This window comes from Qiania dongpingensis, assembly GCF_014337195.1.
Lineage (GTDB): Bacteria > Bacillota > Clostridia > Lachnospirales > Lachnospiraceae > Lientehia > Lientehia dongpingensis.
Genome location: NZ_CP060634.1, coordinates 1,066,198 through 1,088,589, shown reverse-complemented (window position 1 = coordinate 1,088,589; position 22,392 = coordinate 1,066,198). Strand labels below are relative to the sequence as shown.

20 protein-coding genes are annotated in these 22,392 nt (G+C 48.0%); 14 read left to right on the top strand and 6 right to left on the bottom strand.

The window, feature by feature from the left end; genetic code table 11:
* The first annotated feature begins 21 nt into the window (after positions 1 to 21).
* From H9Q78_RS05070 to H9Q78_RS05060, 3 genes are all read left to right on the top strand, one after another.
* Entirely contained in the window at positions 22 to 837 is an 816-nt protein-coding gene (locus H9Q78_RS05070) for a MerR family transcriptional regulator (RefSeq protein ID WP_249303991.1), read from the top strand.
* 61 nt (positions 838 to 898) lie between these two features.
* Entirely contained in the window at positions 899 to 2,212 is a 1,314-nt protein-coding gene (locus H9Q78_RS05065; protein ID WP_249303988.1) for an MATE family efflux transporter, read from the top strand.
* A 211-nt stretch (positions 2,213 to 2,423) separates the two neighbouring features.
* Positions 2,424 to 2,774, top strand: a complete 351-nt coding sequence (locus H9Q78_RS05060; RefSeq protein ID WP_249303986.1) for a winged helix-turn-helix domain-containing protein — start codon at positions 2,424 to 2,426, stop codon at positions 2,772 to 2,774.
* Between the two features lie 16 nt (positions 2,775 to 2,790).
* Here the strand turns inward: H9Q78_RS05060 and H9Q78_RS05055 are convergent, their stop codons facing one another.
* On the bottom strand, positions 2,791 to 3,831 hold the full coding sequence (locus tag H9Q78_RS05055) for a DUF6076 domain-containing protein (protein WP_249303984.1): 1,041 nt from the start codon (positions 3,829 to 3,831) through the stop codon (positions 2,791 to 2,793).
* Positions 3,832 to 4,236: 405 nt separating this feature from the next.
* On the opposite strand from H9Q78_RS05055, the gene H9Q78_RS05050 reads away from it, so the two are divergent.
* The 10 genes from H9Q78_RS05050 to H9Q78_RS05005 all read left to right on the top strand — a co-directional run bounded on the left by H9Q78_RS05050 (position 4,237) and on the right by H9Q78_RS05005 (position 13,613).
* Positions 4,237 to 4,461 carry a helix-turn-helix domain-containing protein gene (locus H9Q78_RS05050; protein ID WP_249303982.1) on the top strand — a complete coding sequence of 75 codons (225 nt, stop codon included), beginning with the start codon at positions 4,237 to 4,239 and terminating at the stop codon, positions 4,459 to 4,461.
* A gap of 146 nt (positions 4,462 to 4,607) precedes the next feature.
* A complete protein-coding gene (locus H9Q78_RS05045; protein WP_249303980.1) occupies positions 4,608 to 4,799 on the top strand; it encodes a hypothetical protein in 192 nt (63 codons plus the stop codon).
* A 358-nt stretch (positions 4,800 to 5,157) separates the two neighbouring features.
* Positions 5,158 to 5,475: a DUF3847 domain-containing protein gene (locus tag H9Q78_RS05040; RefSeq protein ID WP_249303978.1), complete on the top strand. Its 318-nt coding sequence runs from the start codon at positions 5,158 to 5,160 to the stop codon at positions 5,473 to 5,475.
* 2 nt (positions 5,476 to 5,477) lie between these two features.
* A complete protein-coding gene (gene mobQ, locus H9Q78_RS05035; RefSeq protein WP_249304746.1) occupies positions 5,478 to 6,950 on the top strand; it encodes a MobQ family relaxase in 1,473 nt (490 codons plus the stop codon).
* Between the two features lie 19 nt (positions 6,951 to 6,969).
* Positions 6,970 to 8,847 (top strand): AAA family ATPase, encoded by a 1,878-nt coding sequence (locus H9Q78_RS05030; RefSeq protein WP_249303977.1) that lies wholly within the window; start codon positions 6,970 to 6,972, stop codon positions 8,845 to 8,847.
* Positions 8,848 to 8,992: 145 nt separating this feature from the next.
* Complete coding sequence (locus H9Q78_RS05025; protein WP_249303975.1) at positions 8,993 to 9,187, top strand: excisionase; 195 nt, start codon at positions 8,993 to 8,995, stop codon at positions 9,185 to 9,187.
* Between the two features lie 99 nt (positions 9,188 to 9,286).
* Positions 9,287 to 10,486: a tyrosine-type recombinase/integrase gene (locus H9Q78_RS05020; RefSeq protein ID WP_249303973.1), complete on the top strand. Its 1,200-nt coding sequence runs from the start codon at positions 9,287 to 9,289 to the stop codon at positions 10,484 to 10,486.
* A 161-nt stretch (positions 10,487 to 10,647) separates the two neighbouring features.
* Entirely contained in the window at positions 10,648 to 11,118 is a 471-nt protein-coding gene (locus H9Q78_RS05015; RefSeq protein ID WP_249303971.1) for a low molecular weight protein-tyrosine-phosphatase, read from the top strand.
* Positions 11,119 to 11,400: 282 nt separating this feature from the next.
* The gene (locus H9Q78_RS05010) at positions 11,401 to 12,657 is read left to right on the top strand and encodes a glycosyltransferase family 2 protein (RefSeq protein WP_249303969.1); all 1,257 of its coding nucleotides are present in this window, start codon (positions 11,401 to 11,403) and stop codon (positions 12,655 to 12,657) included.
* A gap of 185 nt (positions 12,658 to 12,842) precedes the next feature.
* A complete protein-coding gene (locus tag H9Q78_RS05005; RefSeq protein WP_249303968.1) occupies positions 12,843 to 13,613 on the top strand; it encodes a NifB/NifX family molybdenum-iron cluster-binding protein in 771 nt (256 codons plus the stop codon).
* Positions 13,614 to 14,070: 457 nt separating this feature from the next.
* Here H9Q78_RS05005 and H9Q78_RS05000 read toward each other — a convergent pair whose 3' ends face one another.
* The 4 genes from H9Q78_RS05000 to H9Q78_RS04985 form a co-directional block, all read right to left on the bottom strand.
* On the bottom strand, positions 14,071 to 15,843 hold the full coding sequence (locus H9Q78_RS05000) for a sigma-54-dependent transcriptional regulator (protein WP_249303966.1): 1,773 nt from the start codon (positions 15,841 to 15,843) through the stop codon (positions 14,071 to 14,073).
* Between the two features lie 68 nt (positions 15,844 to 15,911).
* Positions 15,912 to 17,771 carry an ABC transporter ATP-binding protein gene (locus tag H9Q78_RS04995; protein WP_249303964.1) on the bottom strand — a complete coding sequence of 620 codons (1,860 nt, stop codon included), beginning with the start codon at positions 17,769 to 17,771 and terminating at the stop codon, positions 15,912 to 15,914.
* Positions 17,771 to 19,498 (bottom strand): ABC transporter ATP-binding protein, encoded by a 1,728-nt coding sequence (locus H9Q78_RS04990; protein WP_249303963.1) that lies wholly within the window; start codon positions 19,496 to 19,498, stop codon positions 17,771 to 17,773. Before H9Q78_RS04990 ends, H9Q78_RS04995 begins: the two co-directional genes overlap by 1 nt.
* Before the next feature lie 163 nt (positions 19,499 to 19,661).
* Positions 19,662 to 20,888 carry an L-rhamnose isomerase gene (locus H9Q78_RS04985; RefSeq protein ID WP_249303961.1) on the bottom strand — a complete coding sequence of 409 codons (1,227 nt, stop codon included), beginning with the start codon at positions 20,886 to 20,888 and terminating at the stop codon, positions 19,662 to 19,664.
* Positions 20,889 to 21,363: 475 nt separating this feature from the next.
* Here H9Q78_RS04985 and H9Q78_RS04980 point away from each other — a divergent pair, with 475 nt between their 5' ends.
* A complete protein-coding gene (locus tag H9Q78_RS04980) occupies positions 21,364 to 21,921 on the top strand; it encodes a manganese efflux pump MntP (protein WP_249303960.1) in 558 nt (185 codons plus the stop codon).
* A 42-nt stretch (positions 21,922 to 21,963) separates the two neighbouring features.
* On the opposite strand, the gene H9Q78_RS04975 is transcribed toward H9Q78_RS04980, so the two are convergent.
* On the bottom strand, positions 21,964 to 22,275 hold the full coding sequence (locus H9Q78_RS04975) for a hypothetical protein (RefSeq protein ID WP_249303958.1): 312 nt from the start codon (positions 22,273 to 22,275) through the stop codon (positions 21,964 to 21,966).
* Positions 22,276 to 22,392: the final 117 nt, after the last annotated feature.

Genomic DNA, 22,392 nt, shown 5'->3' with positions numbered 1-22,392 from the left:
TTTTAGAAATGGAGGTATACAATGAAAAATGGATATTTTCAAATCGGAGAAGTCAGTCAGATAACAGGGTTATCAAAAGATACGCTCCACTTTTATGAAAAAGCAGGTATACTTGTACCGGATTATATTGATTCTAAAAATCAATATAGGTATTATTCACGCTGGAATTTGTGGCAAATAGATATTATCTCAACTTGTCGTAAACTAAGCATTCCACTGGAAAAAGTAAAGCAAATTTTGTCTTTCAGGGACAATGAAAAAATAGTCAATCTTCTAATGGAGTACAGAGACGAAGCATTGCGGCTAAGTGCATATTATCAGCAGGTGGCAAATGACATTTTATGGTATAGCAAAGAAAACCAGAATATTTTACAGCAAAAGCAACATGGTATGGTTAATAAAAAAATATTTGGCGAGGAAACGGTTATTGTTGGAAGCATGAAACGCGATACAAAGTCATATCATGCAAATTTACAGGAAGTTGTAAAAGAAGAATTGTATCAGTTACCGTCAATCAGGAAAAAGTATGGCTACGTTCTGAATTTACAGGAAATTGACAACAAACAGTTTGTGAAAGAACGGGAATACTTAAAAATCGAAAACAGCGATTACCAAAATATTCCGCCGGAAAATTTGTTTACACTTCCTGCTGGAGCATATGCCGTGTTCATTCTTCATATCAAGAATGAAACGGCAGACTTTTCCCCACTATTAAACTGGTTGCGGGAAAATAAAGCGGAAGTAGATATAATCTTTGCGGAAGAAGTAGGATTGCAGCTTTTTGATTATCTTCCGGATTATTATTGTGAAATTAAGGCGCACTTAAAAAGCGAATAAAAAATGCTTGACCGTGTAGTAACTCCATGCTCTATCATATTACGGAAAGGATGTGAGGAACATGGAAGATACACCTATCGTCAAGTTGTTATGGAAGTTATCACCGCCGGTTATGCTGGCGCTCTTAATACAATCAGTTTATAACATCGTTGACAGCTATTTTGTTTCCCGGTATTCAGAAGCCGGATTGACCGCCCTCTCTATTATTTTCCCAATCCAGCTTTTAATGACCGCTCTTGCAACTGGAACCGGAACAGGTATTAACATTCTAATTTCAAGAATGGACGGAACGGGAGAAACAAAATCACAGACGGACTTTGTAAAAAGTGGATTGTTTTTAGGGCTTTTGAACTATTTGATTTTTGCTTTCTTGGGATTGCTTTTCATCAAAAGTTATTATTCTGTTTCATCAGACCAAACACTTGTACAAGAACAGGGAATCCAATATGCACAAATTGTTTTTGTAGGCTCTTTCGGGTTATTTATCGAATCAAATTGCACAAAAATTTTGCAGGCTAAGGGAAACATGGTCACCCCTATGATTGCCCAAGTGACAGGCGCAGTTATCAATGTAATCTTTGACCCTATTCTGATTTTTGGTATGTTCGGTATGCCGGAGTTAGGCGTTGCGGGAGCCGCCATTGCAACAATCGCAGGGCAGATTGTTGCAATGATGATTACCTTCGCTGCGGTTTGCCAGATTTACCATTTTCAGGGGAAAGTACAAGTCCAAAACTGTATTCAGATTTACCGGGCGGGAATCCCATCTATTATCATGCAGTCCTTATACACACTTTATATTGCGGGTTTGAATTTGATGCTGAAACTATTTACAGAGGACGCTGTCACCGTTCTGGGCATCTATTACAAATTGCAGACATTTTTCTTTATTCCCTTAATGGGGTTACAACAAGTGATTTTGCCAATTATCAGTTTTAACTATGGAGCTGGAAGAAAAGAAAGAGTGCGTGATACATTAAAATATTCAACACTTTTTTCCTGTGGAATTATGTTTGTTGCTGTTGTGATTTTTATGGCAATTCCGGAGCGGCTACTGTCCATATTTTCTGACCGTGATTCCATTATCCATATAGGGTGTCCTGCTTTGAGAATCATATCTGGAAGTTTTATCCCGGCAGGTTTGGTAATGATGTTTACTGTCTATTTTCAAGGAATTGACCGTGGAAAAGCAAGTATTTTCATTACGGTTCTCAGGCAAATAGTATTATTGGTTCCCCTTGCGTGGATTTTCCATTATGCAGGTTTGCGTTATGTATGGTTTACTTTTGTGGTAACGGAGCTAATTGCAACGATTGCGAGTTTGATTCTTTATAAAAAAAACAAAGCCAGCCGAGCCAGTCAACGATCAAGATGAACGGCACATAAGTATTGCCGTTGACAGTTTCGCCTGGTTCGCAAATGGATAATCATGAGGAGATGGTATAAATGGGAAATTAGCTGTATTTGACATATCTGAATCCGGTAGACAGATTGGAGAAAAGTTACTACTTCTGCTTGATGAAAGGCAACGGAAAGAACTTGCACAGTATCTTCTTGAAAGTCCAGAGAAAATAAAAGTTGAAACCATGTGTTCCGGCTTAAAGCATAGATGGCAACAACAACTTCCGCTCACAGAGTTTCGTGAGGGTTATTTATACATCTGTCTGGAATACAGGCGTGTAATAGTCCATGAGCAGGAAATCGCCCTGACTGTAAAAGAGTTCGACATCCTGCTCCTGCTCATTATGAATCCCGGACGGGTATTTACTTATGAACTTATCATGGAGTTGGTCTGGAATGAGGATTATACCTACTATTCCCGGAAAGCCATCAATAACCATGTATGCAATCTGCGAAAAAAGTTAAAGACAGAACCGGGCGATCCTGATTATATTAAAAGCGTTACCGGCATCGGATATAAATTTGCACTGCCATAAAGCTGACGAACATTCTTCAATAATCCGTCAGCTCCACAATTACATTACTCTGCTGATACAGCCAGTCCGTAAACTCTTTTGGGCTGGCTGTTCCTGTTTTCACAGCCTTTTTTCTCTGCAACGCTTCTTTCTTGAAATCAGCAAAGGCAGCCTGTATTCTTTCCAGACGGTCAGCCGGAAAACCGGTGGTATTCTTTGCCCGGTTTATTTTGTTGCGCCAGTTCTGACATTCATTTTTATAAAGCAAATCATAGTTATTTTCTCTGGCTCTTTCGTCAAACTCCCGCTTGTTTTGAAGTGCCTGCGCCTTGCGGCACTTGTCGCTGCACAGCTCATACCGCTGGCTCTTTGCCAGAAAATATTTCCCGCAGACCTTGCACTGTCGGAAGCACAGCCCCCAGTCATTTAGCCGGTTCAGATAGTAGGTAATAAGCGGATAAAGGGACGCATAGGCAGACACACATTCCTCTGTGCGCCGGTTGTCCGGAAACCAAAGGTCAAGCCGGGTATCTTCGGACGGTGCGCCTTTGAAATAAAGACTGCCAGCTTGAAAGCGTTTCGGTTTTCCTGTCTCCTTATCAAAACTCATGGCTCTGTCATGGAATGCCCCTGTCAGACTGCTCATTTTGTCCATGAAGCGGTCACAGGCAGCATTGCGGTCACGGGGTTCTCTGGCAAGCAGATAGCTGTTCCAGATACGGAACGCCACATACATTTTCAAAGGGTCATTGCTAAGATATTTCTTCCAGAGAAATTCACTTGCCGCCTGTTCCAGCTCCGGCTGTTTCCACCGGTTGGAGTGGAGAGCTTGCCGCAGCGGAGAAAGCCCATATAAGTTCCATTCCCTGTCCGTGTCCTGCTCAAAATTTATCAGAAAAGTTCCCAGCGGGCGTGTCACATCACAAAGCACCTCTGCATATTTGCTCCCGTCCAGCCGGAAGCGAATCTGCTGTTCTTCCCCAATCAAAATCCGCTCTTTCATTTTCTTTCTGTCCAGCGTCAGGACAAACAAAATCCGCTCAAAACACGGTTCATGCCGCACAAACTTGTTTTCCATTCCTATCCCCTGCCTTTTCTTATGGTAATTATATAATTCAATCATATCCGTTACACTCATGGTATCGCAGAAGTATTGTTTTGTCAAGGACAGTCCGTTATGATGATTGCGGTTGGTAATTTCGTGCCACGCAGTATCTTGACAAGTGCATGACCGTCCAAAAGGGATATGACCGGCAGGAGAAGTGGGCTAAACGGGGGTCCCCGCAAATCATAGATTTGTGGGGGAAGGAGGAGCAGCGGCGTGAGTGAGTTTTCGCATATATGCGGAAACGAACGATACAAAGCTTGCGACGACGTGCGCACCAATGCCGGGAAACGCCGCAGGAATGGGGCAGGATAACGGCTTTTGGGGAGAACGGCAACAGGAAGCATTTTAACTTATTTGATTTATGGGAGGAACAGAATGAACGATAAAAAGAGATTGAGCAGCTATGATGATTTACCGCTGGTTCTGGATGTGGCAGACATCCAGCGGATTATGGGAATTTCAAGAGTGAGCGCTTATGAGCTGGTACACACACCCGGCTTTCCGGCGTTCCGCAGGGGCAGACTTATCAAGGTCAGTAAGATTGCTTTCTTTGAATGGATGGCAAAAGGCTTCGAAACCGTACCGGGAAGCAACAAATAAAGGGAAAGTATCATTCCCTATCTGCAATACTGCCGCCTTTCTCAAAGGCGCATACAGAGGGAAAAAACCTTGAAAATGATACCGAAACGCTACACTAAAACCGACTATCTGCGTACAGCGGATAGAAACGGAGAAAGGAGCCGGTTATGGCGAGAATGAGCAACAAGCGGCGGCTGGAATGGTCTTTCTTCTTAAATGACCGCAGCCGTATCACTTACAACGAACTGTGCCGGAAATGCCAGCACCAATGTAAGCAGAGCTTCCGGGCGGTTGTGGTTGACTGCCCGAAGTATCTTTCCAAACGTTCAGCTAGAAAGGCAGACCGGGAAAAGGATTGATTTTTTTCAGGGGAAGCCCGGAAACGGGCAGGCTTTTCGTGGGCGCAGCGCAGGAAGCCTAAAATCCCTTAAAACTTAAGGGCGCACTTCTATACAGATCTTTCAGACCCGTATCGTGCGTCCTGCGGAGCTGCTTCTCTGACCGCCAGCTTTTGCAGTCAGAGGAAGTCTGCGTTCGCTTCGCTCCGACAAGGGGGCTACACCCACCTTGCGCCGCTAAAGCGGCTATCCCCTGTGTACCCGCCGAAAAGAGAAATCCGCTTTGCGTCTTTCACTTTTCATCGGGTTTTATAGAAGTACCGACATACTGACCGTCTGCGGATGGTCTTTCTTTATCTGAAAGAAAGGATGTGAGAACATGGGAAAATCTTTAGAACAGTTAAAAAGAAAATATGAAAAAACCACCGCTCTGCTGGAACAGGAAAAACGGAAAATGCAGCGTCTGAAAAACCGGCAGGCGTATCTGGAAAGCGGCTCCCGAAAACAGCGGACACACCGGCTGATTACCCACAGGGCAGCCATTGAGAGCATTGTGCCGCAGACAAAGGAGCTGACCGAAACAGAATTTTATTCCCTGATGGATAATCTTCTGAACCTACCGCAATCGGTGCAGCTCATTCAATCCGCTATGGAGAGCCACAGCCGAAGTACAGCGCAGGAGAAAGGCGGTGACTAAGAATAGCACTGTATCATTTTTCAATCGACCAGATAAAACGCAGTGCCGGTCAGAGTGCCATTGCCAGCGCAGCCTACCGAGCCGGAGAGCGTCTTTTCAGCAGCTACTATGGAGAGGTCAGCGACTACACGAAAAAAGGCGGTGTGATTGCTTCGGAAATCATGCTGCCGCCCCATGCCCCGGAAGCATATCTTGACCGGGCAGCCCTCTGGAACGCCGTGGAGAAATGCGAGAAGCACCCCAAAGCCCAGCTTGCCTATTCCTTTGACATTGCCATGCAGAATGAATTGACGCTGGAAGAAAATATGGAGCTGGCGAGGAAATTTGTGCAGGAGCAGTTTGTGGCAAAGGGTATGATTGCCGACCTTGCCTTTCACACCCCGGACAAGGAAAAGGGCGGTATCCCCAACCCGCATTTTCATGTAATGACAACTATGCGCCCCTTGAATCCCGATGGTACATGGGGACAGAAACAGCGGCGGGAATATATCCTTGATGAAGATGGAAAACGTGTCCGGGATAAAAACGGCGATTATGTGTTTAACGCTGTCCATACCACCGACTGGCACGAGCCGGAAACGCTGGAACGCTGGCGGGAAGCATGGAGCATGTTATGCAATGGGAAGTTTGAAGAAAAGGGGCTGGATGTACGTATCGACCACCGCTCCTATGTGCGGCAGGGGGTTGACCTGATACCTACTGTCCATGAGGGAGCCAACGTCCGGCAGATGGAAGCAAAAGGCATCCGCACCGAGAAAGGGGAACTGAACCGCTGGATTAAAGCCACCAACCGGCTCATGCAGGATGTACGCAAGAAAATCAAAGCCCTGTTCGGCTGGATGGCAGAAGTAAAAGAAGAACTTTCCAAACCCCAGACACCCAGCCTTGCCGACCTGCTGATCGCTTACTATGATGAACGAAATACCGGGGCATGGAGCAATAAAGCCAGAACCGGCAACTTAAAACAGTTTGCGGAAGCAGTCAATTACCTGACGGAAAACAAGCTGTTCACGCTGGAAGATTTGCAGGAACGCCTTTCCTCTGTCAGCGGGGAATTTGAAACGCTGGGCGGCTCTATGAAAGAGAAGTCTGCCCGGATGAAAGAATTAGAGGAATTGATACGGCAGGGCGAGAATTACCAGCGTCTAAAGCCGGTTCATACGGAACTAAATACTATCAAGTTCAAGAAGCAGAGGGAGAAATTTGAAGAAGCCCACGGCGCAGATTTGCGGCTGTTTTATGCTGCCCGCCGCATTCTGAAAGAAAAGCTGGACGGAGAACCCATTGCCCTGAAAGCATGGAAACAGGAATATGCACAATTAAAAACAGAGTATGCCGAACTGTCCCCGCAGCACAAGCCGCTCCGTGAAGAAGTCATACGGCTCCGGCAGGTGCAAAATGCCGTAGACACCGCACTGCGTCACAAAGAACAGCCAAAGGACATACAGCGAAAGAAACAAGATATGGAATTATGATTTTGGAGGTGAGACGATTTTGTATTATTCGCAGGAACAGATAGACCGGGCAAATCAGACCAACATGGAAGATTTCTTACGGTCACAGGGGGAAACCCTCATACGCAGCGGAAAAGAATACCGCTGGAAATGCCATGACAGCCTGACGGTGCGGGGAAATAAATGGTTCCGGCACAGCCGGAGCAGGGGCGGCTACCCGGTGGATTTTGTGATGGAGTTTTACGGCAAGTCCTTCTCGGAAGCGGTGCAGCTGCTGACCGGCGAAGCAGGCGCAGGCAAGCCGGACGCTTGCCCCGCCCCATCGCCTGACTTCCGGCTTCCATTGCACAATGCCACCAACACAAAAGCGATAACATATCTGACAGAGGAACGAAAGATTGACCGGGGCATTGTCGATACCTTTATCGCTGCCGGGGATATTTACGAGGACACCCGCCACAATGTGGTTTTTGTAGGACGGGGCAGCGGAACGCAGAACGCACCCGGTATTCCCAGATACGCCCACTGCCGGGGAACATCCGATAAATTCCGTCAAGACATGAGCGGTTCGGATAAAGCCTGTAATTTCAGTTATCAAGGAGACAGCGACCAGCTCTTTATCTTTGAAGCTCCCATTGATATGCTGTCCTTTATCTGCCTTTATCCCAAAGACTGGACAAAACGCAGCTACCTTTCGCTGGGCGGTGTGGCAGGGAAAGCATTGACGCATTTCCTTTCTGAACGCCCGGACATCCGCAGGATATTTCTGTGTCTGGATAACGACAACGCTGGGAACGAGGGCTGCACCCGCCTTTTTTCTGAACTGCCGGAGGGCTTGACCGTCCTGCGACTGCTTCCGGCTATGAAAGACTGGAATGAAGTGTTGCAGCACAGAGAAGAAATAGCAAACCGCAAATATATAGCGGAAACAATCACGCTGAAAGAACCGGCAGCGGAGCCGCCCGTCCCCATGATACGCATGAGCGAGGTGCAGGAGGTGGCGGTGGAATGGCTGTGGGAGCCGTACCTGCCTTTTGGGAAGCTGACGATTTTACAGGGCAACCCCGGCGAGGGCAAGACCTATTTCGCCATGCAGCTTGCGGCTGCCTGTACCAACCGCCGTCCTCTCCCCAACATGGAACCGCTGGAGCCTTTCAACGTGATTTACCAGACCGCCGAGGACGGGCTGGGCGATACCGTAAAGCCCCGTCTTTTGAAAGCTGGCGCAGACCTTGACCGGGTGATGGTCATTGACGATGGCGATAAACCGCTGACGCTTTCTGATAAAAGGCTTGAGAGGGCTATCAGGGAGAATCATGCAAGACTGCTGATTATCGACCCGGTGCAGGCGTTTTTAGGGGCTGATGTGGATATGAACCGGGCAAATGAGGTACGCCCCATTTTCCGAAAGCTGGGAGAAATCGCACAGGAAACAGGCTGTGCCATTATCCTCATCGGACATCTGAACAAAGCCGCCGGAAGCCAAAGTACCTACCGAGGGTTAGGCTCCATTGACATCACAGCAGTTGTCCGCAGCCTGCTTTTTATCGGCAAAGTAAAGAATGACCCTACCACAAGGGTGCTGATACAGGAGAAAAGCTCCCTTGCCCCGCCGGGGAAGTCGCTGGCGTTTTCTTTGGGGGACGGCAATGGTTTTCAATGGATAGGCGAATACGATATGACCGCCGATGAGCTGCTTGCCGGTGTGGAGCATACGGAAACCAAAGCGGAACAGGCGGAAAAGCTGATACTTGACCTGCTGGCAGACGGAAAGCAGATGTTAAGTGCAGACATAGACAAAGCAGCAGCCCAGCGTGGCATTTCTGCCCGGACAGTCCGTACCGCAAAGCAGAGTTTGGGAAACAAACTGATTTCCGAGCGGAGCGGCACACAATGGCTGCTGTCTCTGAAAGCCTAATGAAGTGGAAAAGAAAATCCAAGTGGCAGGATTTTTATAGATTGCCAGTATTGCCACTTCGCCACTTGAACCGAATACACAACGATTTTTTCATTCCGGCAGGGCTGCTCCCGTCGGATAAACTAATTTATGGAGGTAACTGCCTATGAAGGAAATTCCCATTTGGGAAAAAAGTAATTTAACGCTGGAAGAAGCTGCGGCTTATTCTGGTGTGGGAATCAATAAGCTAAGAGATATAACCAATGATGATAACTGCAAGTTTGTCTTGTGGGTTGGGAATAAGAGATTGATTAAGCGACGCCTGTTCGACCAGTACATTGAGCAGGCGTATTCGATTTAATGCTATCTAATGCAAATAAGTGATGTAAAAGGCAGCCCTGATGTGATACAATGAACGTGTCATATCAAGGCTCTTTCCATCACGGAAAGGAGTTTGACAATGTCCGAAAAACGCAAAGACAATAAAGGACGAATCCTGCGGACAGGAGAGAGCCAGAGAAAAGACCTGATTTATCAATATCGGTACACAGATATTCGAGGAAAGCGGCAGACAGTTTATTCCTCTGACCTGAAAGAACTTCGGGAAAAGGAAAAAGAAATTCAGAAGCAGCTTGACGAGGGTATTGATTATGCGGCAGGTAAGGTAACCGTAATAGCACTTTTGGAACGCTATATCAGTTTGAAACAAGGTGTTCGTTACAACACCAAAGTAGGATACAATTTTGTATTGAATCTGGTTAAGAAAGAAGATTTTGGAAACCAACAGATAAGGGATATTAAGGTATCGGATGCCCAGCAGTGGGTGATGAAGCTCCACCAAGACGGCAAAGGCTACAGCACTCTTACAAGCGTCAGGGGCGTTGTCAAACCGGCATTCCAGATGTCATATAATGAAGATGTTATCCGAAGGAATCCCTTTGATTTCAAACTGACAGATGTTGTTCCAAATGATTCACAAAAACGTATTGCTATGACTGACGAGCAGCAGAAATTGTGGATGGATTTTATCCGGGAGGATAAGACCTACTGCAAATATTTTGATGAATTTGTTGTTCTGTTACAAACGGGAATGCGTGTCAGTGAATTTTGCGGATTGACAAAAAGCGATTTGGATTTTGAAAAGAGAAGAATCCGGGTTGACCATCAGTTAGTCCGTGAGCGTGGCGGGAAATATTATGTGGAGAAAACCAAAACCGAAAGCGGCTGCCGGTTTATCCCTATGACGGATGAAGTGTACCAGAGCTTGTTAAACATTCTTGCAAACCGCAGAAAAGTGAAAACGGAAATGATTGTGGATGGGTATAGCAAGTTCATTCTGATTGATAAAGACGAGCATCCAAAGGTTGCGCTGCATATCGAGAATGAAATGCGCTGGGCGATGAAGAAATACAAGAAGCTCCATATAGAGCAGCCTTTACCGAATATCACCCCTCACGGTTTCCGACATACGTTCTGTACGAATATGGCAAATGCCGGTATGGATGTGAAAACACTGCAATATCTGATGGGACATTCAGATGTGGGAGTTACACTGAACATTTATACCCATGCAAGCTATGACCGAGCTGCCGAGCAGATGGCGAAAATCGTAGACTTCAAGCAGGCTGACAAGCCGGAGCAGAGGAGAAAATCAGGTTGATTGTACACCAGTTTACTACACCACTTACTACACCATTTGCCCGGTAATTTACGCAGATTTATGTAGATATGCGTAGAGAGAGGCAAAAACAGAAAATCAAGAAAACGCCGGAAAGCCGGCAATTATAGGCATTTGAAGGCTTATGAAGGGATATAATCAAGATGATAAAAATACTATTTATTTGCCACGGCAATATTTGCCGTTCTCCTATGGCAGAATATATTTTAAAGGATATGGTTAGGAAGCGCGGCCTCGAGGATTGTTTTGTGATTGAATCTGCAGCAACCAGTTATGAAGAGATTGGGAATCCGGTGCACAGGGGGACCCGTAACAAGCTCAGGGCCTGCGGCATCCCTGTGGGAGACCACCGGGCAGTCCGGATGGAGAGAACGGATTATGATAAGTACGATTATCTGATCGGTATGGAACAAAGGAATATTTCAAACATGTACCGGATCCTCGGCATGAGGCCGGAAGAGGACACAGAACATAAGGTGAGGCGTCTTTTGGATTTTGGAAGCAGGCCGAGAGACATTGCCGATCCCTGGTATACGGGTAATTTCGACCTGACCTACGAAGATATCCTGGAAGGCTGCGAAGCATTCCTGAAATATGTGTTGAAGAAAAATTAAGAAAATTGTAAGAAAAACATGGGATTCCAAACCGGAAAAGCTCAGTGAAAACAAGGTTCCGGCACTGTAAAAAATAACAGTGCATGGAATCTTTCTTTTTTGGGAAAATAACAGTAAGAAACAAAGGAAAATTTAAAGGAAAATTTAAACCTTTAGACACAAATTAGACACAGGTTTTTCTGTATACTGGTGCAAGTAGTAATGAAAGTGTTATTGAAAGAATATTGTGTTTTTGACGGGATGAGAGTATAACGGGAAAAAATCGAGAGGAAATGACGTGTTATGACCATATGGATTCGAAATTTTAATTTTCTGATCTTATTGCTTTTCAGCGTCTGTTATTTATATCAGATAGTGTTTGTTTTTATTCGACTGTTTTCCAAAAGGAAGCACTATGATGCGGATAAGCTCCATAAATTTGCGGTGGTGATTTCCGCCAGAAATGAGGGGACGGTCATAGGAGAGCTGCTGGACAGTATCCATAGGCAGAATTACCCCTCGAATTTGATAGACATTTATGTGGTAGCGGATAACTGCACAGACGATACGGCGCGGGTGGCCAGGGAGCACCGCGCGATTGTTTACGAGCGTTTTGACCATATTCAAGTGGGAAAAGGGTATGCGCTTAATTATTTGTTTTCTAAGATCGATACAAAGGTAGGCCTGGAGGCTTATGACGGATATATGGTCTTTGACGCGGACAATGTTCTGGACGAGAATTATGTGGCAGAGATGAATAAGGTGTTTGGAAGCGGTTATTCGGTGGTCACCAGCTATCGGAATTCGAAGAATTACGGTTCCAATTGGATCTCGGCCGGCTATGCTCTGTGGTTTTTGAGGGAATCCAAATATCTGAACGGCGCGAGGATGCAGTGCGGGACCAGCTGTGCCATATCGGGTACGGGCTTCCTGGTATCCAACGAAATCATCCGTGAAAACAATGGATGGAAGCATCATCTTCTCACTGAAGATATTGAGTTTTCCACCGACAGTATCATCCAGGGCCGGATCATCGGGTATTGTGAAGACGCCATTCTTTATGATGAACAGCCTATCCGCTTTAAAGAATCTTGGAACCAGAGGCTTCGCTGGGCGAAAGGATTTTACCAGGTACTCGGGAATTATGGCGGGAGACTCATGAGAGGGATGGCCACGAAGCACAGTTTTCAGTGCTACGATATGATGATGACCCTTGCTCCGGCTACTTTATTGACCATGGTGACGCTGGTGATCAACGGCGTGTTTGGAACAGCCGGACTGCTGCTCGGCCATTTGAGCTGGGTTGAGATGACGATAGAAGCGATTATCGGAAATCTCGTTGGAATATACATTTCCTTGTTTTTCTTTGGCCTTGTGACCACGATCACGGAGTGGAAGCAGATTCACTGCAGTGGACGGAAGAAGATACTGTATATGTTCAGCTTTCCCATTTTTATATTCACATATGTACCCATTGCGATTGCGGCATTGTTTAAAAAGGTAACATGGGTGCCCATCCGTCATACGGTTGTAAAAAGCGTACAGGAAATCCGAGGCTGACGAAAAAACTGCCGTCCGCCGGCGGGTATCATTAGAACTGAAATGATCAACAGCGTCCGGATAAATGCCGGACGCTGTTTTGCAATAAATGGTAACAGCAAATTATTATTGACATATGCCAATAAAGATGATATATTATTTTTAAGGGCAATGAAAATAATAGAATGTCAGAAAGGATGCACGCCATGCCAAGACCAAGCAAATGCAAATGCGTAGGCAGGATGCCCCGATTCAGCAGCTTTGGGCCGGTAGAAAGGGAGGACTCATGCCGTGGAAACCGGATCATCCTCAGTGTGGAAGAATATGAGGTGCTTCGCCTTATTGATTATGAAGGACTTACACAGGAGGCCTGCGCTGCGAGGATGGATGTAAAGCGGGCAACCGTTCAGGCGCTTTATGCGGAAGCGCGGAAAAAGACAGCCAGATTTCTGGTAGAGGGTTCTTCCCTTCATATTGAAGGAGGAAGTTACCGGATTGTGGAAACACATTTGTCTGAGGCAGGGGTGCAGAAAGGTGGAAAGAAAATGAAACTTGCAGTGACCTATGAAAACGGCCAGATATTTCAGCATTTTGGCCATACGGAGCAGTTCAAGATTTATGAGACAGAAGATGGAAAAATCTTGTCTTCGGAAGTTGTAGATACCAATGGAACCGGCCATGGAGCCCTGGCAGGCTTTTTAAAGGAGCGGGGAGTAGAGGTGCTCATCTGCGGAAACATCGGCGGCGGAGCCAGAAATGCCCTGGCAGAAGCCGGTATTCGCCTGTTCCCTGGCGCGGCTGGGGAAGCGGATACTCAGGTCGGGTCATTCTTGGCCGGCTCCCTGTCTTATGATCCCGATGCTATGTGCACTCACCATGGACATGAAGAAGGACATTCCTGCGGCCACGGAGATGGACACGAGGGTCACGGCGGCTGCGGCGGACATGATCATCATGGCTGCGGAGGAAATCACTAAAGCAGCAGGTCACCGATTCTTTAGTCGGTATTGATAAAAGCGTCTCACAAGCCAAACAGAAGCTTGTGAGACGCCTTTTTGCTGTCTTAAGAGGTATCCGTATAGAATGTCTTTCATTATGACGCTTGCCTTGATTGCCTCCCGGATTGTGCGTATTGCTTCTGCCAGCATATGAGAATCTCCCATTAGTTCAAAGCCAGTTGGCGGCTATTGTCTCCATTGCGTTTTGAACTGCGCCGCTTGCTACACTCGTTTTTCTTTGCCTTTTTATGATATCTCTAGTATCTCAACAGATAATCGGTTGGGAGCAGAAGCTCTTTTCTGTTCGCGGATCCAATGCTCTGCCTGATGGCCGGCCTTTTGAAACGCAAATCCATAGGCGGTTCTGATCACACCTAACCCTAAAATACAAATCCTCATTCTACATTGACCTTTCGGGTTAGACTAAATAAAGGTTTCAGTGGTTCAGTTTCCTCCACAAGGTACTGCGGCTTATCCCGAGGCGTTCTGCGGCTTTTGTCTGGTGCATATTTTCTTCCATCAGGACGAGATTAATGACATCCTTTTCAATCTCATCCAGAGTTTTGGACAGATCCAGGTTCTGCAGCTGTACCGTATCGGAGCTCCGCTCATTCAGCGCGTATTTCACTTCCTTTAAGGTGATATAAAAAGAAGTGGAGGAAATGGCCAGCTGTTTGACGACATTGTGCAGCTGAAACAGATTCAGCTTCCAGCTGCAGTTCTTAAGGTATTCCAATGCGTCCTGTTCAAATCCAATGATCTCCCGGCCAAGGAGACTGTTATAATAGTTCAGGCACAGGGTGGAGAGGACAGGAATATCTTCTCTTCTTTCCGCGAGGGAAGGGACATGAAGGATGAGTCCAGCCAGCTGCTTGTAAAGACTGGTGTTGTATTCTCGTCCGGCGATTAGATCTTCCATCGTCAGAGCGGAAGAAGAAAGAATCAGACAGCGGGAGGAGAGCGCGGTATCCTTCAGATACTCATTCAGGATCTCCTGCATGGCCGAAGACAGAAGATGGACATCCTGGAAAAATATCGTGTAGCCGTTTCCGTTCAGAGGCGAAGCAGAGTTCTCCACCAGAGAATTCCAGGTGGACGGGGTGATCAGCTGGCAGTTGATGGAGATCATGCTGGAGCTTTTGCTCTCTCCTGTTTTATGGATGTACTGGGCGATGGTTTCCGTGCCGGAGCCATATTCTCCGTGGATGAAGACAGGAAACTGCCGGGGTCCAAGTTGACCGATCTTCTTCATGAGGAGAGACATGGAGTCGCAGCCGGTGGAGAGGAGCATCAGGTCATCTTTGTAGGTGTCAAAGGAATCAAAAAGGAGGGCGGGGGCAGAGTAGGATTTTGCAACAATTCGGGTCATATAAAATGCATAATAAACTTGGGAACGGAGAGGAATCCTTTTCCCATATATCTGGAACAGCACTTTTTTCTGGCGTTTGATCATTCGCAGTTCTTGTTCCTCATCCAGCCGGGGTATGGAAGAACGAAGTGTATCTTCCAGGGAGAGGAAAGAGGAATCCTGAGAAAAGATATTGTCATAAAACAGTCCGCCTGTCTGGTCAAAGAGCATGACGCAGATATTTCCGCTGTCGATCACAGAGCGGAAAATGCTGCTGTCAACCTGCGTCAGGACGATATTCTGATAGTAGTCGATGGCCTTTTGATACGCTTTTTCCACGCTTTCTCTGCCGGAAGTAATGAGGATATTCAGAAGTCCGAGCCGGGAAGCCGTCTTGACGGTAATGGAATCCCCCAGAACGAGGGAAACTCCGGACGCCTTCAGATCCGACAGCTTCTGCTGGACATCTTCCTCGGAGGTGATCTCCAGTATTTCAAAATCCAGCTTCAGGATATTTCTAAGGAGAGAAGCAGAGGTGGTGATGCTGGAAAAACCGACCACTGCAAAGGGCATCTGGTACTGTTTGGCGGCTGTGATGGTGCGCAGCATATCATAGGCGGAGGTCTCAACCTCCACAATGGGTACGCTGGCTGTCTTCTGAAGCAGCTTTGCCGTGCCTCCTCTGGAGATGATGACATCATACTTGGATGCGGGGAACTGATGAAGATAATGGAGTCCCTGCTCCAGGTCCCCAACAAAGACATCAATATCGGCAGATTTTGAAAAAGAAAGAGAAACAGCCTGAAGAGTCTCCTTCAGGCTGTCGTAAGGAGCGATGGCTAAAACCGATGCTTTTTTCATATAATGGTCACCTCATGTTTCATTTTTAAACAGTTAAACCATATCATAAAAAAGCAAATCTTTCAATCTCACTCCAGTTCAAACTGTCCGGTATAGAGCTTGTAATACCGGCCTTTCTGCTCCAGCAGCTCTTCGTGGCTGCCCCGTTCGATGATTTCTCCGTGTTCGAGGACCAAAATGGCCTTGGAGTTGCGTACTGTGGAAAGTCGGTGGGCGATGACAAATACGGTCCTTCCCTCCATCAGGAAATCCATCCCGCGTTCAATGAGCCGCTCTGTACCGGTATCGATGGAACTGGTCGCTTCATCCAGAATGAGGACAGGCGGCTGGGATACGGCTGCCCTGGCGATGGCTAGGAGCTGACGCTGGCCCTGTGAGAGATTTCCCCCGTCGCTGTGGAGCAGGGTGTCATAGCCATTGGGCAGACGGCGGATAAAGGAGTCGGCGCCCGCAAGGACGGCGGCCTCCCGGACTTCATCATCGGTGGCAGACAGGCGTCCGTAGCGGATATTGTCCGCGATGGTCCCGGTGAAAAGATGGGTATCCTGGATGACGAGGGACAGAGAACGGCGCAGGTCATCTTTTTTTATGTCCCGGATATCCAGGCCGTCATAGGTGATGGATCCCCGGTCGATTTCATAAAACCGGTTTATAAGGTTAATGATGGTGGTCTTGCCCGCTCCGGTGGAACCGACGAAGGCAATTTTCTGTCCGGGCTTTGCGTAGAGGTCAATATGGGACAGGATGGTCTTTTCCGGAATATATCCAAAGGAGACATCATGGAAGCGCACGTCTCCCCGGAGAGGGATCAGGGTATGACCGCCTTCGGGAAGCGGCTGCTTCCAGACATAGCGTCCTTTGCGGCCGGAGCATTCCCGGAGCGTGCCGTCCTCCGCCTCTTCCGCGCGGCAGAGAGTGACCGTGCCTTCGTCTGTTTCCGGCGTCACATCCATCATTTCAAAAATCCGTTCTGCGCCTGAAAGGGCGGCCAGAAGGAAATTCACCTGCTGGGTAAACTGGTTCATGGGCATGGCGCTCTGCCTTACATATACCAGATAGGAAGCCAGGCTTCCCAGGTCGATCAGGCCGGACAGGGCGAAAAGTCCGCCGACACAGGCAGAGACCGCGTAATTGAAATAAGAAAGGCTTACAATGACCGGTATCATCATGCCGGAATAGGTCAGGGCTTTTGTGGAGGATTTTCTCAGAGCCTCATTCCGACGGCAGAATTCTTCAAAATCCTTTTCTTCATGGTTGAACACTTTTTCCACTTTCTGGCCGGTGACCATCTCTTCCGCGAAACCGCCGATGCTTCCCAGCCATTTTTGCTGTTCGGCAAAATATTTCTTGCTCCGCCTGCCGTTGTATTGAATGAACAGAAACATGAGGGCCATGAACACCAGGACGATCATGGACAGACGCCAGTTGAGGACCAGCAGCATGGTGACGGTGCCTGTGACTACGATGGCGCTTTGTATCAGCATGGTGAAGCTTCCGTTTAAAGCCTCGGTGATGGTATCCACGTCATTGGTAAAACGGCTCATCAGCTCTCCATGGGTGTGGGCGTCGAAATAGGACAGCGGAAGGGATTGAGTGTGTACAAATAAGTCGCGGCGGATCTCACTCACCACTTTTTGAGACATCCGGACCATCAGCTGATTATAGCCCCAGGTGGCAAGGACGCCGGTGAGATACATGACTGCCATAAGGAGAAGCATCCGGAGAAGGCCGGATACATCGCCGGGCAGGATATAGTTGTTGATGACCGGCTTCAGGAGATAAGTCCCCATGATATTGGCCAGGCTGCCGACGGCGGTCAGGAAGACGACAAGGGCCAGAAGGGCTTTGTGGCCGCCCAGATAATGGAACAGGCGGCGTATGGTCTTTTTTGTGTCCTTGGGTTTTTTATATCCGACGTATCGCGCCATTAGAGACCAACTCCTTCCTGCTGGGAATAATAAAGTTCCTGATAGGTTTTATTGGAAGCCAGAAGTGTTTCATGAGTGCCGGCAGCCTGAATTTCGCCGTGCTCCAGGATAAAGATCTGGTCGGCGTGCATCACTGAAGTGATCCTCTGGGCGATGATGATCTTGGTGGTACCCTTCAAATACCCGGAAAGGCCTTCCCGGATCTTTGCTTCCGTAGCGGTGTCCACGGCGCTGGTGGAGTCATCCAGAATCAGGATCTTTGGATGCTTTAAAAGAGCCCTGGCAATACAGAGGCGCTGTTTTTGTCCGCCGGATATGTTGACGCCCCCCTGGCCGAGCTCTGTATCGTAACCCTTGGGAAGCTGGTTTATGAATTCGTCGGCACACGCTATCCGGCAGGCCTGGCGGATCTCTTCTTCTGTGGCGTCTCCCTTCCCCCAGCGCAGGTTATCCACGATGGTCCCGGAAAACAAGGTGTTTTTCTGAAGGACCATGGCTACGGCATCTCTCAGGTGAGAAAGCGGATATTCACAAACGGGATGTCCGTCGATGGAAAGAGTTCCGGAGGTGACATCGTACAGTCTGGGTATCAGCTGGACGAGCGTACTTTTGGCGGAACCGGTGCCGCCAAGGATTCCGATAGTCTGGCCGGCTTTTATGGAACACGTTACGTCGGACAGGACATATTCCTTGGCCTCGGGGCGGTATTTGAAGGAAACGTGCTCAAAGGAGACGGAGCCGTCCGTTATCTGGATTTCCCTGGCATTTTCTTCTGTGATGTCGATCTCCTCATCCAATACCTCCACGATACGGCGGCAGGAGGCGAGAGAACGAGTCATCATCATGAATACGTTGGATATCATCATCAGAGAATTAAGTACCTGGAGTACATAGCTCAAAAAGCCGGTCAGCTGTCCGACCTGCATGTCGCCGACGAAGATCAGGTTGCCGCCTATCCAGAGGATGCTGAGGATCGTTGCGTACATGACCAGCTGCATGGCCGGCATGTTGAGGGCGGCCAGGCCGAAAGCTTTTTCCGAGGTGGTGCGGAGGGCCATATTCCCTTCGTTGAATTTTCCAATCTCATATTCTCCGCGGACGTAGGATTTGACTACGCGCACGGCAGTCAGATTTTCCTGGACGATCCGGTTCACCAGGTCGATGGAGCCCTGCATTTTGGAATAGAGGGGTCGTACATTCTTGATGATAAAAAAAAGGAGAGTTCCAAGAATGGGAGACGCCACACAGAACACCAGCGCCAGCTTCCAGTTCATTAAGAACGCCATGATCAAAGAGATGAGCATCATGATGGGCGCTCTGCAGCCGGGCCTCATGCCGGTTGACACGGAGTTTTGGATGGTGGTGACGTCGCTGGTAAGCCTTGTCACCAGGGAAGACGTCCGGAAATGGTCGATGTTGGAAAAGGAGAAGCTCTGCAGCTTTTTATACTCCGCTTTCCGCAGCTCTGCTCCCAGCCCCTGGCCGCAGGTGGCGGAAAATTTGGCGCTGCCGATTCCGAGAAACAGGGAGAGGAGCGCGCAGAAGATCATGAGAATTCCCTTCTGGAAAATGATAGCCTTGTTTCCGGTGGCCACGCCGACATCAATGATATCCGCCATAATCAGAGGGATGATCAGCTCAAACGTGCCTTCCAGAGTGATACAGATGACAGCCAGGACAGCGTATGCTTTATAAGGCCTCATATAGGAAAAAAGTCGTTTTAACATGATAATCGTTCCCTTCTAAGGTGTCTTTTCTGAGTAATAGATCAGAACTCCCGTCATTCATTATATTGTAGGACGAAAGCAGAAAGACTTCAAGATTAAAATGCCGGAAAGTCAGATACGCCGCGGCATGAAAGGCCGCGGCGTCCGGATTCTGTTTTATTTATTATTTCAGCTCTGAAATCCAGGTCCTTCCCGGTACGTTCTCCATTTCACAGAACATTTCCCAGACGAGACCGAAGGGCATAGCTTTGAGTTCCTCATAGTAGGCCAGCCGTTTGGTCAGATTTCCTTCTCTTTCTATCTGGATCAGTTCCTCCGTCGGCTGGAGCAGGGCCAGAAGCAGGGCCTTTCTTGCGTTTCTCGCGCCGATGGCTGTGGCGGCGATCCGATTGATGCTGGCGTCAAAATAATCCGTACCGATATGGATCCTGTCCAGGGCGTCGTAGCGGACGATTTCTTCCATGATGGCTTTTGTCTCATCATCCAGCATGACTACGTGGTCGCTGTCCCAGCGGACCGGACGGCTCACATGCAGCATGAGTTCCTGACCGAAGGCCAGGTAGGAAGAAAACTTCGCGGCAATGCTTTCCGTAGGGTGGAAATGTCCGGCGTCCATGCAGACGATGCAGTTCTTTTTGGTCAGGGCGTAGTTGGTATAAAATTCATGGGAGCCTGGTACGTAGCTTTCGCTGCCAAGCCCGAATACCTTGCTCTCTACGGAGTCGATATTGTATCGAGGATCGATGGGTTCGGCAAATATCTGATCCAGGGAGTCCTTTAAGATCAGGCGGGGAGTCAGCTTGTCAATGGTGTAATCTTTGTTGCCGTCGCCAATCCAGTGATTGGTGATGCAGACCTGACCCAGCTCTTTTCCAAAATATTCACCGATGCGCCTGCAGCATTTTCCATGGTTGATCCAGAACTCTCTGACAGACTCATCGCGGCTGGTCAGAGTATAGCCGCTGTCGGACATGGGATGGGAAAAGTAAGTGGGATTAAAATCCAGACCGATGTTCCGGCTCTTGGCAAAATCCACCCACTCGGAGAATTCCTCAGGGCCGATCTCATCCCGGTCGATGTCTTTTCCGTGCTTGTCCAGGTAGATGGCGTGGAGCGCCAGTTTAGTGGCGCCAGGGATCAGATCCAGCGCCTGGTTCAGATTTGCCATATATTCTTCCCGGCTCTCCGGCTTGCCGGGAGCGTTCCCGGTGGCAGCGATACCGCCGGTCAGGACGGCGTCGGGATTTTCAAAACCCTGCAGGTCGTCAATCTGCCAGCAGTGTACGGAAATAGGTGTTTTTTTCAGGGTTTCCAGAGCCTTGTCGGTGTCTACACCGATGGAAGCGTAAAGCTCCCTCGCGGCCTGATAATTTTTTTCTGTCTGACTCATAAGAAATACCTCCATAATTATGTAGTGAAATTAAGATTTTGTGAAGTAAAGCCATCCCCACAATTAAAGTATCACAGGAACATTTGAAAGTAAATGAAAATATGGAAAAACCATGGAAAAGGCCCGCCTGCATTTGATTGACAAATGAGAAACCTCCGGTTATAATACACGGAGATAAGGGAGTAATTGGCACCTTTGGTGTAATGAAGTCAACATACTGATGAGCCTGGGACGCGGGCTGTCTGGCTTTGTTTTAAATGATGAGACTTATCTGTACATGTGTACAGATAGGTCTTTTTTATTTCATAGGAAAGTGGATCCTATGAAATGAAAAATCCACCGGCAGGATGCATACGATGCGCAGAGGAAGGCTTATTTGCGGGATTCTTTGGCGTCCCGGGATTCTTTATCCTGTCAGTCGTACGTATATTTAAGATAGTATGGCTGCGGGCGAACAGGAAGGAGAACAATACATATGGCTGTTTGGGAATTGTTTTTGATCGCGGTGGGACTGTCCATGGACGCGTTTGCGGTATCTGTCTGTAAGGGGCTTACAATGCAGAAAATGTGCTGGAAGAATGCACTGCTGGCCGGCGTCTATTTTGGAGGTTTTCAGATGTTTATGCCGCTCATAGGGTATTTTCTCGGAACCGGATTTCAAAATGAAATCGTCCATATCGACCATTGGATCGCTTTTATCCTTCTGGGAGCCATCGGAGCCAATATGATCAAGGAATCCTTTTCCAAGGAAGAAGAAATGGACTGTTCCTTTGGGGTTCGGACCATGCTTTTACTGGCAGTTGCCACCAGCATTGACGCTCTGGCTGTGGGCGTGACCTTTGCCTTTCTGAAAGTAAACATCCTGATGTCGGTATCCCTGATCGGGATCACCACCTTTTGTCTGTCGGTGGTGGGTGTGCTGGTGGGAAATGTATTTGGGAGCAAGTATAAATCCAGGGCAGAACTCGCAGGCGGGATCATCCTGATACTGATGGGGACAAAGATACTGCTGGAGCATTTGGGGATTCTATAGTCATACAACCAAATACTTTTTGGAATCATTCCTGAAAGGCCTTTACCAAGACACCGGCAGAAGTTCCGGACCGTCACGATTTCGGTTCGCTGGCGATGCAGGGACCGTTTTATCCCCACTCCGGGAGTACCGCTCACATGTCGGTGGGAAATCTTTATGATTTCCCATCTCCGGTTCGCTCAGAAACGGAATTGGATTTTCCGTTTCTGCCTCCCTCCGCCTGGGGAACACCGGCCGCTGCCCTGCAGCGCTCACCTTTAGGCCGGCCCAGAATCTTTCTGCCGGTGCTCTGCCTGCCGCACCATACTGGATGATTTCTGTTTTATTGATTCCAGAAAAGGATTGGATATCCACACGGCCCGCGCGCCTTATGGCAGCGGGCTGCGGTAGACCGCCCTGATGACTTTCAAAATAAATGAGCGCTTATTTCGGTGCGGAAGAAAGAGCGAGAGGAAGAATCCGATTTCATCG

Bases quoted from the DNA above. Each gene is read 5' to 3' on its own strand.
- H9Q78_RS05005 (WP_249303968.1), top strand. From the start codon at position 12,843: ATGCCAAGACCAAGCAAATGCAAATGCGTAGGCAGGATGCCCCGATTC.
- H9Q78_RS05055 (WP_249303984.1), bottom strand. From the start codon at position 3,831: ATGGAAAACAAGTTTGTGCGGCATGAACCGTGTTTTGAGCGGATTTTG.
- H9Q78_RS04995 (WP_249303964.1), bottom strand. From the start codon at position 17,771: ATGGCGCGATACGTCGGATATAAAAAACCCAAGGACACAAAAAAGACC.
- H9Q78_RS05015 (WP_249303971.1), top strand. From the start codon at position 10,648: ATGATAAAAATACTATTTATTTGCCACGGCAATATTTGCCGTTCTCCT.
- H9Q78_RS04990 (WP_249303963.1), bottom strand. From the start codon at position 19,498: ATGTTAAAACGACTTTTTTCCTATATGAGGCCTTATAAAGCATACGCT.
- H9Q78_RS05045 (WP_249303980.1), top strand. From the start codon at position 4,608: ATGGCGAGAATGAGCAACAAGCGGCGGCTGGAATGGTCTTTCTTCTTA.
- H9Q78_RS04985 (WP_249303961.1), bottom strand. From the start codon at position 20,888: ATGAGTCAGACAGAAAAAAATTATCAGGCCGCGAGGGAGCTTTACGCT.
- H9Q78_RS05020 (WP_249303973.1), top strand. From the start codon at position 9,287: ATGTCCGAAAAACGCAAAGACAATAAAGGACGAATCCTGCGGACAGGA.
- H9Q78_RS05040 (WP_249303978.1), top strand. From the start codon at position 5,158: ATGGGAAAATCTTTAGAACAGTTAAAAAGAAAATATGAAAAAACCACC.
- H9Q78_RS05060 (WP_249303986.1), top strand. From the start codon at position 2,424: ATGTGTTCCGGCTTAAAGCATAGATGGCAACAACAACTTCCGCTCACA.
- H9Q78_RS05000 (WP_249303966.1), bottom strand. From the start codon at position 15,843: ATGAAAAAAGCATCGGTTTTAGCCATCGCTCCTTACGACAGCCTGAAG.
- H9Q78_RS05065 (WP_249303988.1), top strand. From the start codon at position 899: ATGGAAGATACACCTATCGTCAAGTTGTTATGGAAGTTATCACCGCCG.
- H9Q78_RS05025 (WP_249303975.1), top strand. From the start codon at position 8,993: ATGAAGGAAATTCCCATTTGGGAAAAAAGTAATTTAACGCTGGAAGAA.
- H9Q78_RS05050 (WP_249303982.1), top strand. From the start codon at position 4,237: ATGAACGATAAAAAGAGATTGAGCAGCTATGATGATTTACCGCTGGTT.
- H9Q78_RS05070 (WP_249303991.1), top strand. From the start codon at position 22: ATGAAAAATGGATATTTTCAAATCGGAGAAGTCAGTCAGATAACAGGG.
- H9Q78_RS05010 (WP_249303969.1), top strand. From the start codon at position 11,401: ATGACCATATGGATTCGAAATTTTAATTTTCTGATCTTATTGCTTTTC.
- H9Q78_RS04980 (WP_249303960.1), top strand. From the start codon at position 21,364: ATGGCTGTTTGGGAATTGTTTTTGATCGCGGTGGGACTGTCCATGGAC.